General features: G+C 38.0%; 8 protein-coding genes. 2 read left to right on the forward strand and 6 right to left on the reverse strand.

Going from position 1 to position 13,733, the window contains the following annotated elements; translation table 11 throughout:
- Positions 1-6 precede the first annotated feature (6 nt).
- Positions 7-1,779 carry an ABC transporter ATP-binding protein gene (locus A3EE_RS0106370; RefSeq protein ID WP_018342605.1) on the forward strand — a complete coding sequence of 591 codons (1,773 nt, stop codon included), beginning with the start codon at positions 7-9 and terminating at the stop codon, positions 1,777-1,779.
- A 71-nt stretch (positions 1,780-1,850) separates the two neighbouring features.
- On the opposite strand, the gene A3EE_RS0106375 is transcribed toward A3EE_RS0106370, so the two are convergent.
- From A3EE_RS0106375 to glgP, 6 genes are all read right to left on the reverse strand, one after another.
- Positions 1,851-2,096 carry a hypothetical protein gene (locus A3EE_RS0106375; protein WP_018342606.1) on the reverse strand — a complete coding sequence of 82 codons (246 nt, stop codon included), beginning with the start codon at positions 2,094-2,096 and terminating at the stop codon, positions 1,851-1,853.
- Between the two features lie 60 nt (positions 2,097-2,156).
- The gene (locus A3EE_RS0106380) at positions 2,157-4,604 is read right to left on the reverse strand and encodes a TonB-dependent receptor domain-containing protein (protein WP_018342607.1); all 2,448 of its coding nucleotides are present in this window, start codon (positions 4,602-4,604) and stop codon (positions 2,157-2,159) included.
- A complete protein-coding gene (locus A3EE_RS0106385) occupies positions 4,597-5,931 on the reverse strand; it encodes an HTTM domain-containing protein (protein WP_018342608.1) in 1,335 nt (444 codons plus the stop codon). Before A3EE_RS0106385 ends, A3EE_RS0106380 begins: the two co-directional genes overlap by 8 nt.
- Positions 5,932-6,079: 148 nt before the next feature.
- Positions 6,080-7,225 carry an imelysin family protein gene (locus A3EE_RS0106390; protein ID WP_018342609.1) on the reverse strand — a complete coding sequence of 382 codons (1,146 nt, stop codon included), beginning with the start codon at positions 7,223-7,225 and terminating at the stop codon, positions 6,080-6,082.
- Positions 7,226-7,307: 82 nt separating this feature from the next.
- Entirely contained in the window at positions 7,308-8,495 is a 1,188-nt protein-coding gene (locus tag A3EE_RS0106395; RefSeq protein WP_018342610.1) for a DUF4856 domain-containing protein, read from the reverse strand.
- A 218-nt stretch (positions 8,496-8,713) separates the two neighbouring features.
- Complete coding sequence (gene glgP / locus A3EE_RS0106400; RefSeq protein ID WP_018342611.1) at positions 8,714-10,348, reverse strand: alpha-glucan family phosphorylase; 1,635 nt, start codon at positions 10,346-10,348, stop codon at positions 8,714-8,716.
- Positions 10,349-10,719: 371 nt separating this feature from the next.
- Between glgP and A3EE_RS0106405 the strand changes: the two genes are divergently transcribed.
- Positions 10,720-13,698, forward strand: a complete 2,979-nt coding sequence (locus tag A3EE_RS0106405) for a glycosyltransferase family 117 protein (protein WP_018342612.1) — start codon at positions 10,720-10,722, stop codon at positions 13,696-13,698.
- The last annotated feature ends 35 nt before the right edge of the window (positions 13,699-13,733 follow it).

Raw genomic sequence — 13,733 nt, forward strand, 5'->3', positions numbered from 1 at the left:
TTGACCGTGCAAAAAGAAGAAAAAGGCGCTGTAAGCGGTAACCTATTCGACATAAAAATTTTAAGTAGATTATTTCAATTTGTAAAGCCTTACAAACATTTATTCTATACTCAGGTTTTTTTAACATTACTGGGTGCAGTGCTGGCATCCGTAAAACCCTACCTGGTTAAGATTGCGATTGACGATAAAATTGCAAACAGTGATCTGAATGGTCTGTACATGATCATCGGTTTAATGGTTACTGTATTGGTTGCGCAAGCGTTCATGCAATACTTTGACACATACCTCGCAGGTAAACTTGGACAATCCATCATCAAAGATATTCGTATCCGTCTATTCAAACATTTATTAAAATTCCGTTTAAACTTCTTCGACAAAACACCAATCGGCAGACTGGTTACGCGAAACATTTCAGATATCGAAACCTTATCCAACTTTACATCCGACGGCCTTGCGGGCATTCTTGGCGACTTCCTCCAATTGATCTTCATCTTCGGATTCATGATCTACATTGACTGGCGATTAACGCTTATTTGTTTGTGCCCTCTGCCAATCCTATTGTTCAGCACGTATGTATTTAAAGAACGTATCAAAGCTTCGTTCAATGAAGTGCGTATTGCAGTTGCCAATCTGAATACATTTGTTCAGGAACATATTACAGGTATGAGCATTGTTCAGATCTTCAACAGTGAGAAACGCGAATACGAAAAATTTAAAACGATTAATATCCATCACCGCGATTCGAATTTAAAATCGGTGAATGCGTATTCTGTTTATTTTCCGATTGCAGAATTTATCGGCTCCTTAGGTATTGTATTACTTATATGGCTTGGTTCAAAGCTGGTATTGGGTGAAACCAGTTCTTTCGGAACATTGGTATCTTTTATCATGTACATCTCTATGTTCTTCCGTCCGATCCGTATGATCGCGGATCGATTCAACACCCTGCAATTATCTGTTGTCAGTTCAGATCGTATTCTGAAATTGTTAGACGATGAAACGCCGATACAATCTACAGGTAGCAAACATGTACCTGCGATTAATGGTCACGTTCAATTCAATAATGTTTATTTCAGTTACATAGAAGGACAGCCCGTATTAAAGGATATTAATTTCTCTGTTCCGCAAGGCGGAAGTATTGCATTTGTAGGATCAACCGGTGCAGGAAAATCTTCTATCATTAATTTACTGAACCGTTTTTACGATATTGAAAAAGGTCACATCTTAATTGATGGTACCGATATACGCGATTACGATCTGCATGAATTACGTCTTCAAATTGGTTTGGTATTGCAGGATGTATTTTTATTTTCCGGAAGCATACGCAACAACATTACCTTATACAATCCTGAAATTACAGAGGAAAAAATCTGGGAAGCAATTCGTTTGGTTGGCGCCGAACGTTTTATAGAACGTTTACCCGGCGGATTGAATTATGAAGTAATGGAACGGGGCAGTACACTCTCTGCGGGCCAGCGACAGATCATTTCATTCATCCGTGTAATGGTATATGACCCTAAGATCTTAATTTTAGATGAAGCAACCTCTTCCATCGATTCTGAAACAGAAGAATTAATTCAGCAGGCAACAGAAAAATTAATGAAGGGAAGAACATCCATTGTGATTGCACACCGTTTATCTACCATTCAACATGCAGATACTATTTTTGTATTGGATAAAGGTGAAATAAAAGAATCCGGTTCGCACGAAGAACTATTGAACAAAGACGGAATGTATAGCAAACTGAGTGCTTTGCAGTATGCAGCAGCAAAAGAGTAATTGGTAGTTTTCAGTTGCTAGGTACTAGTTGCTAGATTGTTTCGAGACAAAAAAATACTGCCCCAATAAAATCACAGATTTATTGCAGATTCTATTATTTGTTTAACTTCAGATAATGTTTCACATTCTGTTGTTGTATACTCTTTCAAATATAAACGTGAATTGATTAAAACGTTTTGCGGCAATGAAACGAAATCAATGTCAGAAATTTCATAATTTGGAAACAATTGAATTGGCATATACTTTTCATTAATAAGTTCAAAAGCTTTGAAACAATCACCCTTACTTAAAATTTTAAACTTTTTGTTCATTTCCATTTCACTTATTCTTTCAACTGTTTTCTCCTCTTCTAGTAACTAGTACCTAGCAACTCGCAACTAAATCTTCACCTGCAGCGTAAAATAAAATGCTCTGCCATCTGAAGGCAAAATACCCGGACCAGGATAACCTGTAGCACGACGGGTGAAATAATATTGATTGGTAATGTTGTTGATGTTTGCTTCGAATTTGAAGATCTTATACTCATACGACATGCTCAAATCCATAATGGTGTAGGCAGGAATAATACCAACCACGCCGGATACGCCGCCCTCTTCCGCATTCGTTGCATCAGAGAACTGCTGTGTCAGGTGCGTGTATTGAAACGACATTTTAAACTTTTTATATCCTGCACGTGCGCCCGCTTTTAAATTAAATTCCGGCACAAACTCAACCTGATTCCCCTGTACCGCTGTTATTCCGCTTGATACATACTCCGAATGAATGTATGCTGAGTTCGTGAATATACTACCAGACCATACTTTCGTCTGAGGTAAGATCAATTTCATTACATCGTATTCCATATAACATTCCACTCCAACCATCAGGGCACGACCAATATTTGTACGCTCTCTGATTACTCTGTTCGATGCATCCGACGTTAAATATTCCCCAATACGATTGTTGTAATTCAATATGAAAAAACTTGCATCGTAGATAAAGCGCTTAGTGTTTTCACTTCTCAACCCAATATCCATCGTGTACCCCCGTTCATCTTTCATGTTCGGATCTATCACTGAAGATGGATTTGCAACACGCATATCACTAAAAGTTATTGAACGATAGTTTTGAGAAATGTTTCCGTAAATATTCATTTTAGAAGTCGGCTTGTAACTAATACCAATTCCGCCTAAAAGAAATTGACGCGCACTTGATCTGGATTCATAGACCGTATCATTCAAAATAATATTACCTGCAAGGTCATATGCTATATTCCCGTAATATCCATCTGCAGAGGTATTGATGTATTCAAATCGAAGTCCTGGGGTTATGGAAAGTTTGTTGCCTACATAAAATATATTTTCTGCGAATAAGGCAAGATTTTTATTTCTATATGTATAATCATTGTAATCGTATTGAAAGTTTACAACTACATTTTTAACATACGAAAAATTAGCATCACTTCCGGTCGTGCCTAAGCCTTGTGTAGCCAAGTTATTTCCATAATATCCTCTTGCCCCCATCAATAATACATTGTACCGTCCACCGACATAATACCGTTTCATGTAACGTATTTCAGCACCAATATTTCTAAACTCGCCTTTTATTAAATCTCTATTTCTACCATCATCGACCGTTGCAACGCGATTGGGTCTAAAGCCTATACTATATCGATTCGCCAGCAAACCAAACACACGCACATTCATTTCACTTGTCTCATTGAATTTATGACTGAAGTGAACTGCTGCCATTCTCCAGTTTACCTGAAACCAATTACGCGCTCTATTAGATTGACGTGGATCTGCGTTAAACATATCATCCGATAAACCTCCGGGTTGATGCGCCAGATAGCTCATTATTGTTAAATCAAAACCTATGCTTGTACGCTTACTGATCTGGTAATTTACATTGCCATAATAATTGTATACATCAAAATCTGAATTGGGTCTCCAGCCATTACCTGTTTTATATTGAAAGTAGGTGTAATAACTCACCTTCCCAACCGTGCCACCCAAACTTGTAAACGTATTATACAATGCCAATCCATTGCTTCCCTTTCCGTATGTGCCCAAACTTTGTCTGGCAACCAATTGTATTTTTTTATCTGCAACGGGTTTGCGTATTATAAAATTCAGCATGCCGCCAAACTGCGTACCGTATTGCAACGATGCAGCACCACGCACCAGCTGTATACGTTCTATCCCTTCTGTCGGTGGTGTGTAATAACTTTCGGGATAACCCAGTGCATCTGCACTGATGTCGTATCCATTCTGACGTACATTAAAATTAGATGTTCTGTTTGGATCCAGACCGCGGCCACCTATACCCAACTGAATGCCCGCACCATCGTTCTCCCAGATGTTCAAACCCGGCACACGAGAATACACCTGCCGTGCATTGTTGGTAGCCGTATTCACAACCAAACTATCCATCACAATCACTTCTGATTTTTTACCCGCATAAATACCCATATCAACCACGTCTCCTAAGTGCGATGCCGGCCCCTTGCTTACAATTTCGATCGTGTCTCCATTATCTGTTTCAGGATAGATAAGAATGTGTGTGTGTTTATTTTTACCACTCATCACAATGGTTTGCGTTGCCGTAATAAATCCAATGCAATGTGTGGAAAGTGTATACGAGCCGTCTGTTAAATTATCAAAATGAAAACGTCCGATTGAATCCGTGTTGACAACCAACTCTCCATTATTCAATGCTACTGTACACACTTCTATATGTAGACTGTCTACTGCAGAGCTCACTTTACCTGACAAACGGTGTTGTGCAAATACTCCTGTTAAAAGAAAACAGAAAAGAACGGAAAGGGGTATTGAAAACTTATTCATTGTAAAGTATGATCCATGATTTATGTCCGAACGATTCTTTTTCTTTAGCAAGATCAACACTTGTGTCAACCATTGCTTTTCCCAAGCGTCCGTTTAGTGCTACATACACATCTGCAAATACCATCGGATCTTTAAATCCATGTACCGAATAATAATCTGCGAGTATATGTGCGTATTGCAGGATCATATCCGGCTGTGTAGCCATCATTTTCTCCTGCTGTTTTGTAAGAAACTCTTCGTTGTTTACGATCAGGTATTTTCCCGAAGCGTCTTTCACTGTAAATTCTGCATAGCCTGCTTTTTCCATCAGCATTACGCGCCAGGAAAAGCGATAGCCTTGTTCTGTCCAGAATAATTCCCCCGGATAACATATGAACCGGAAAGGTACTACTAACTGGACTACAAAAAACGTGAAAATTATTCCCTTTACAAAGTATTGTTGAACCTTGGAATAGATAAAAGTAGCATCACTTTCTATAGGATTTCTGGAACCGGGTATAAATCGCTGGATAAACTGAATAATGCGCTGATGAAATTCTACCGGGAAAAAGATCAAGGCTGTCAGGATCATGATGTATGGAAACATCCCGATCGGGAAGAGCATGGAAGTAAGTACGTGAAACAGGATCACAAAAATGTATGCGACCACTCGTGTACCTTTATTCCATAACAGAAAAGGTATGGATAGATCATACAAACAACCAAACCAGCTGAACAGAAAATGGATCCAGGAGTAATTGAATAAGAATCCGATAACAGGCATATCGTTGCGTGCAGGCAGCCATATTTTCAATGGGATTGCATGTAAGAGCCAATCGGAATTGATCTTCGCAAGCCCGGCACAAAAGTACAGCAAGCACACAAATAATTTGATCGAGTCAATACACCACTGCGGAATTTTATTCGCACGAAGTGTTGAATTTCTGTATGCGTCTATAGAAAAATAAACGTGTGCCGGCATGAAGATCATTAAGAAGCAGATCATGCTGACAAAGTAATAATGATTTAAATAGGTGGTTTTATCGATCAGCTCGATGTAGGTAAAACTTAAAAAAAGTGTTACGATAGAAAGTCTGTAATAAAAACCCACTGCTACGAATAGTGCGGATAAGCCGCATATAAAAAATAGGATGTAAGTATAAGAACCTAGCGGAACGATGTATTCAAAACCATAATACGGAAAAAAATATTTTGGAGTAATGTATAAACCTTCGATCCATCCATTGAACCAAAAGCGCAGAATGCCGATAAACAGCATCGCACCTAGTCCGATCCGGAAGATTACTAATGGAGCAACCGAAGTTGTTTTTAGGAAATAGTTTTTCATTTATACATTTGTACTTGTGACGGTACAGTCTGCAAATATCGTAATTCGCATTAAATAGTTAATCATTTACAATCATGCAAAAAGTGGTCTGACCAATGATTTTAAAATCAGTCAGACCACTTCTTATCTATAAATTCAGCAAGTTGTTTTAATCTCCATCATTATCTGCATAGGTAATCGTAATACTTGTTGCAGAGGTCATGTCTACTTTAAGCATACGTACTGCTTTTTGCAATTCAGTATATACAGCAATCATTGCTGCGTTATTTGTTGAAACTTCATTGCTGAGATCTTCACCTGATAATAAAGCAAGCTTCGCATTTACAACGTCAAATTGTGTATTGATCGTTTCAGATAATAAGACCTGTGTAGTTGCATCTTTCGCATTCAATGAATTCAAATACGTTTTCAATGAACCACCTTCTATACCCGTTGTGAATCCTTTTCCGTTAAAGAAATCAACAAACGCCTGGTGCGTAGTCTGCGCTAAAGTTTTAGCAATATCTTTTGTATAATACGCTTCAACAGATCCCGGCAACAATGTACCGTTAACCATCGCACCAGAAGGAATACCAAATTTACCGGAACGCAAATAACGCTCGTAATAAAATACGATTCCGTTCACCATCAGCGATGTTGATGAATACAATCCTGTGCCTGTACTGGCAACGAATGTATTTCTGTATGATCCATTCCATGCGTTGTTCACAACATCAAACTTTGTACGCATCTGATTGGTTAGTTGCAGCAAATACGCTTTGCGTTTAGTTGCATCGGCATCTGTAGTATACAATGTTACAATGTCTGCATCCGTTGCGGCAATTCCGTTAAGCAAATAATCCAAAGCCGGAAAACCCTGAGCCGGATATGAAGCGAATGTTTCTAAACTTGCTGTACCTGAAGCAATGTTCGCATTAATCGTTGTTACATTTGTTGGATACACATTCATAAATGAACTCAATGTATAATCAAGCGCCGGACCAAAATCAAACAATGCAACTTTTTGCCAGGCGATGTATGCATCCTTCCATGCAGTTCTATATTCTGTTAATGTTGTTGGATTTGGATTTGCTATGAACGCATCTGACTTTGTGATCATGATCGTTAACTTCGCATTAAAGTTTGCATAAGCAGGTATAACAATATTGTCAGCAATATTTGTCAGCATCAATCCTCTGTCCGAATCAGTACCTGCAGGAGGTATCGGATGCTTGGGATCATTCTTACATGAAATTGTTAACGCCGTAAGGCACAGTAGTGCAAGTAACTTAACAGATACAAAACGCATCATCATATTCTTTTAATAAATTACATATTTGGTAGTTATCATATAACTGATAACTACCAAATATGTTCATTTGAAACTTTTATTTTACTTATAGTAGAGCAAACTTTGTTCTTAATTTAGTAGCCACCGTTGTAAACTGAGCCGCAGTAATATCATAGAATGTTACTGTAGCAGGTGTGATCAGATCATCAAGCAAGTCTGCTGAAAATGCATCATCAGCACCTGTTTGTGTACAGAAACGTGTTGAATATACAAAACCGTTACCTTCACCAAATGCATGTACTCTGGAAGCTTCCGTAGCTGTTCCATCAGAAGCTTTTCCCATGTATCCGTTTGCAGCACCGCCAATTGCAGTTTCAAGAATTCCTCTGATAATAGCAGCTTGCGCTCTTACTTCAGTCATATCGTTGTTATGAATTGCAGCACGTCCCTTTAAGAAAGCAGAATGTAATTTAACAAAACCTGACTTGTTATATTCCCAGGCATAAGAGCCTAAATAATATTCATTAGATACTTTAGCTGCCGCCTGATCTGTTGTACCATTATAATACATATCATTTACTGTGAAGAAACCATATGCTTCATCCCAGTTGTGCTCAAGTTGTGTGTATTTTTTACCTGTAACTAAATGTTGGTTATCAGCATTCAAACCTTTGCTCAATAATACATTACCAATGTAATCTAAATGGTAGCCACCAATTAATGTTTTTTGAATGATCTGCGCCCATTCGATACCATTTGCATCTACCAGATATGTTCCATTTTTACCCGGAGTGCCTTTAGAAGCAGTCTGTCCGGTGTAGTTGCTGATGTACGCCATTCTACCAAAAGCATACTCAAGATAATTATGTACTGCTGATTGATTTGATTTTGAAAAAGCTGTTGCTTCTTTTATGCTCATATCAAGTCCATTTAAATATGCATAGTTGCCAGTGAATGGAGAATTTTTATTTGCAAACATATTGCTCATTACTGTTGAGTCAATAGCGGTATTTGTACTTGCAGCAGTACCAATGTATGTGATTAATGCTCTGAACATCATTAGTCGGCTTCTACCATCGTTACGGTTAACCGTTGTATCACCGTCTTTATCCAAAAATGCCGTTCTGTATGAAGTAGTAGGAGTTAATGTGCTGTAATTGATTGTTGTTGTTCTTTTGCCTGGTGTAGATGTTGGTGCAGGAGCATCATCGTCTTTTTTCTTACAGGCAGTTGTTAATCCTATCAAAACTACTAAAGGTATCAGAATGCCATTTTTTAAAGTAAGCTTTTGCATGATTAATATATTTGTTTGATTCTGGTTTTGTTTAAGTGTTGCAAAATTATTCTTATTTAGATTAATTACAAACTTTATTTAGATTAATTACAAATAATAAAACCGTACTATCAAATAGTGTTTAAACATTTAGTCCAACGTATTGATTATAAGATATATTCAATAAAATAAAAAAACCTTTACTTTCGTAAAGGCTTAGCAGTTGCTGTATTTTTCGCTCAGGCATTGTACAGCTTCTTATAATATTCATCCGCCATCCGATCTGAATTGAAAAACGGAAAAATATCATCCATACTTTTCCGGATCATTTGCCCCCATTTTTTCTGATCCGTATAATAGGTTGGAATCACTTCTTCTTCCAGCTTTTTATATAAGAAATGAGCATCCTGATTATCCTGTTCGTTCACATCCTCCGCTGTTGAATGCTCCATAATAAAACTATTTTCCAAATTCTTGCCAAATTCCATTACCCAGCCATCCATATTGGAGAAGTTCAGTGTTGCGTTCATGGCAGCTGTCATTCCGCTCGTACCTGAGGCTTCACGGGTATAACGCGGATTATTCATCCATACATCTGCTCCTTTTTTCAACATAGCAGAAAGTCCAAGTTCATAGCCAACAAGTATTACAGCACGACTCGAAACCAATGTAGTCTGCATAATTTTATTGAAAATACCGATTGCTTCCTGATCCAATGGATAGGGCTTGCCCGCCCAGATCACCTGAATTGGCTGATTTACACGGTCGATTAGATCTATGAAACGCTGGTAATCCCGCATGATCAAATCCGGACGTTTATATCCTGCAAATCGTCTGCTCCATACAATGGTCAAAATATCCGGATCCAGTATATCTCCTGTCTGATCAGCAATTACTTCAAACAATTGCTTCTTCAATTCCTTTTTACGGCTGCGAATCCAGTTATCGTTCTGTTCATGATAGGCCTGCAACAATGCTTTATCAGCCCAGTACGCTACATTTTGCGAATTGGTAATGTGATCTATTTCACAAATACCATCATAGTCTTTCCACATCTTACGTGCAACTTCTCCATGCAGCTGCGATACACCGTTTGCTTTCTTTGCCATTTTCAAAGCGGCCAGGGTATAGTCGAAGCGACCGTTAATACTAGCATTCAGCTTATGAATCTCATCAATCGGTACATTTCCAAAAAACGAAGCGCGTTCAAGCATTCCAAAATCATGCTCTTCATTTCCTGCTTTTTCCGGAGTATGTGTTGTAAATACAAAACGTCTTTTAACCTCTTGCCAGTTTTCGTAATGATCGTAGATATGAAAAGCTATAGGCAATGCATGACCTTCGTTAATGTGATACACATCAATATTGTGATTCAAGGCATCCAGTACTTTCCCGCCGCCAATACCTAAAACAATGCTTTGTGCAATCCGTGTTTCTTCGTTTGGATCATACAAATGGTGTGTAATTGTACGAGAGAGGTAATCGTTTTCAGGAATATCGGTTGTTAAAAAATACATGGGCGCGGTACCAAAAACAGTAGGCTTCAACAAATATGCTTTTACAAATACATCTTTTCCAAATACCTTCACCGTAACGGTAATGCCTGTTTCTTCAAAAAAAGAATAATATTTTGTTGTATAATCTACCCGCATAGTAAGATCTTCATTGCGGGCCTGATCATAATATCCGAACTTCCATAACATGCCGATGCCAATGAGATTCTGCCCCATGGAACCTGCACTTCTCATATGCGAGCCGGATAAAAAACCCAGTCCGCCTGAATAGACTTTTAAAGGCTGATGGATCGCAAACTCCATTGAAAAATACGCAACAGATGTGCTGTATTCAGGTTTGATCGGATAAAATATATTCATAAATGCTATTTTTTAATGATTATCAAGCTATTAAAATAGGGTGTCATAAGTTATGCATATTCTCAGACACCCGTTAACAGATCGATTTATTAATTATTAAATAATATTAAGCTGTGGGAAGGATATTATTCATACAGTATTTGTTTCTACCAAACTCTTCTTTTAAATAATCTGATTCGTAGGCGTTTATGCATATGTATTCATTTTCTTCGTATAGATTTTTCTGCAGCCAACTGAAATAAACATTTGCATTTGGGTCTTTTACAATAAAACTCTCTCCTGTCCGTTCAATTTAACGCGTTAAAAGGCGTTCCGTGAACGTTTTTTTTAGTAATTTCGCACCTTATCGATTTTTATTAAAAACCGAAGTGATGACTTATAATAGAATAAACAATCTTGTTGGGTGGCTTGTATTTATCATTGCCACATTTGTTTACGTATCCACCATGGAACCTACCGCAAGTTTTTGGGACTGCGGCGAATTTATTTCAACCTCTTATAAACTTATGGTTCCGCACCCACCAGGGGCACCTATATTTTTATTAGTCGGCCGATTCTTCTCTTTATTTGCGAGCGATGTTCAGCATGTAGCATACTGTGTGAACTTAGTTTCAGCTTTATCAAGTTCTTTCACAGTATTATTCCTGTTCTGGTCTATTACAATGATCGCAAAGAAACTTGCAAAAACAGAACAAGGCTTTTTCTCTACAGGCCAGATCATCTCTGTAATGGGTGCGGGTGTTGTGGGTAGTTTGGCTTACACATTCTCTGACTCTGCATGGTTCTCTGCAGTTGAAGCGGAAGTTTATGCGATGTCATCTTTCTTTACAGCAATTGTTTTCTGGGCAATCCTTAAATGGGAAGCGCACTCAGACGAAGCAGCTTCTGAAAAATGGCTGATCTTCATTGCTTATCTGGTAGGTCTATCTATCGGTGTTCACTTGCTGAACTTAACAGCAATCCCTGCATTGGCTTTTGTATACTACTTCAAAAAGTATGACAAGATCGATCTTAAAGGATCATTTATTGTATTGATCATAAGTGTATTGATATTGGGTGTTGTAATGGTGGGTATCATACCGGGCTTACCTACACTTGCTTCATACTTTGAATTGAAATTTGTAAATAGTTTTGGCTTCGGTTTTGGTTCAGGTGTATTTACATTTATGTTTTTATTGATCGGCGGACTTGCATACGCGATCTACTACTCTCAAAAAACAGGAAAGCGTTTATTAAATATTTCTCTTCTTTCTTTAGGATTTATTTTGATCGGTTATTTCTCTTACGGTATCATCGTAATCCGTTCCCACTACAATCCACCGATTGATATGAACGATCCGGAGAACGTAATGACATTCACTTCTTATCTGAAACGTGAGCAATATGGCGACAGACCTTTATTGAAAGGTCCTAAGTTTACAGCAGAGCGCCCGGATTATAAAAAAACAAGTCCGATCTATACGCCAATCATTGACGCTAAAGGAAAAGCAAAATACATTATTTCAGATCATAAAGTAGAAGCTGAATACGCAGAAAAAGATAAAACACTTTTCCCTCGTATGTACAGTCAGCAACCTGGCCATCCGGAACAATACAGGAGCTGGATGGGTTTCAGCAAAACTCACGTACCTACATTTGGTGAAAATCTCAGCTTTATGTTTACCTATCAAATGGGCCACATGTACTGGAGATATTTCTTATGGAACTTTGCAGGTCGTATGGGTGATGAGCAGGATTCATCTTGGTTAGGACCAAACAGCTGGTTCTCATTGGATGCCGAAACATCTCTTTATGCAAGTAAAGCACGCAATAACTTCTTCTTACTCCCATTGCTTGCTGGTATGCTAGGCTTAAGCTTTCAGGCATCCCGTGACTGGAAAAACGGAACCATTGTAGGGATCTTATTCTTCTTTACAGGTTTGGCAATTATTATTTATTTGAACCAGCCACCTACTGAACCACGCGAACGTGATTATACATTTGCGGCATCGTTCTATGCCTTCTCTATCTGGATAGGCTTATCAGTTATGTTCTTCACCGATGCAATTGAAAAATACATTTTAAAGAACAAGACAATTGCTGCAACAGTAGCTTCGTTACTTTTACTTTCTGTACCAACAATCATGGCATCTGAAGGTTGGGATGATCACGACAGAAGCAAACGTTATTATCAGGTTGAATCTGCTAAAAACTTATTGAACAGTTGCGAGAAAAATGCAATCCTGTTTACAGGTGGTGACAACGATACTTACCCATTATGGTATGCACAAGAAGTTGAAGGTGTACGTACAGATGTACGTGTTTGTAATTTGAGTTTATTAAATACCGACTGGTATGTAAAACAAATGCAAAGTCAGGCATACTTTTCTGATTCGTTGCCTATTGGTTTAGCGCCTGAACAATACAGACAGGGAACAAACGACTATATTTATTTAGATGCTGAAGCATTCCAAAAAAATAAAAATGCAGTTATTAACTTACCAATCTTCCTTGACTTAGTTAAGAAGAAAGATAAAATGATCACACGTATTTACGATGGAAGTGAATTGATCGTATATCCTACTCAAAACTTTACATTACCTGTAGATACTGCGTATGTAAAAACATTGGGTATTGTTCCGAATCTTCCAAACGTGAGACTGGTTGAACATCTTGACTTTGTTGTTGAAGGCAGCGGAATGGATAAACGTACATACGTTATCTTAAACATTCTTTCGAATAACAACTGGAAACGTCCTGTTTACTTTTCTTCTACATTATCTCCTTCTGATTATATAGGCTTACAACATTACATGCAATTGGAAGGTATGGCATATCGCTTACTTCCTGCAGAAATGCCGATGGCAAGAGAAGGTTGGGTTAATTCAGAAATCATGAAAAATCGAATGATGAAATTTGAATTTACCAACCTGGAAGGTTCAAGCATTTTCTACGATGAAAACTACCAGCGTTTCACCATGAATACAAAAGGTCAGTACCATACGCTTGCGAGACAACTAATGGCGGAAGGAAAAGATGCGGAGGCAAAAGCTGCCATCCTATATTGCTTCAACAAAATCCAAAGTCCTGCCATTCCATATGATTATATCAACTCATTAATGGTTGGTCAATTATTTACATTGGGAGAAAAAGATCTTGCATATAAATATGCAATGGATATCAAGAAATTTACGGAAGGTACGATCAAGTATCTCAAAGCTGATAAAATACGCGAAACAAATAAAAAGCGTTCGAGCGCATATACCTTACAGGCATTAGCATCGGTACTCCAAGAAAATGGCTATAAAAAAGAAGCCGAAGAAATACAAAAGTTTCTGGTAGATTTGAATCTAACGAAAGAGCTTCAATAAAAATAAAAAGTCCTCCCGATAACTCAGGAGGACTT

The organism is Cytophaga aurantiaca DSM 3654 (genome assembly GCF_000379725.1).
Classification (GTDB): Bacteria; Bacteroidota; Bacteroidia; order Cytophagales; family Cytophagaceae; genus Cytophaga; species Cytophaga aurantiaca.

What these genes read in the sequence shown, in the direction of transcription:
- A3EE_RS0106375 (WP_018342606.1), bottom strand. Translation starts at nt 2,096, where the DNA reads ATGGAAATGAACAAAAAGTTTAAAATTTTAAGTAAGGGTGATTGTTTC.
- A3EE_RS0106380 (WP_018342607.1), bottom strand. Translation starts at nt 4,604, where the DNA reads ATGAATAAGTTTTCAATACCCCTTTCCGTTCTTTTCTGTTTTCTTTTA.
- A3EE_RS0106385 (WP_018342608.1), bottom strand. Translation starts at nt 5,931, where the DNA reads ATGAAAAACTATTTCCTAAAAACAACTTCGGTTGCTCCATTAGTAATC.
- A3EE_RS0106390 (WP_018342609.1), bottom strand. Translation starts at nt 7,225, where the DNA reads ATGATGATGCGTTTTGTATCTGTTAAGTTACTTGCACTACTGTGCCTT.
- A3EE_RS0106395 (WP_018342610.1), bottom strand. Translation starts at nt 8,495, where the DNA reads ATGCAAAAGCTTACTTTAAAAAATGGCATTCTGATACCTTTAGTAGTT.
- glgP (WP_018342611.1), bottom strand. Translation starts at nt 10,348, where the DNA reads ATGAATATATTTTATCCGATCAAACCTGAATACAGCACATCTGTTGCG.
- A3EE_RS0106405 (WP_018342612.1), top strand. Translation starts at nt 10,720, where the DNA reads ATGACTTATAATAGAATAAACAATCTTGTTGGGTGGCTTGTATTTATC.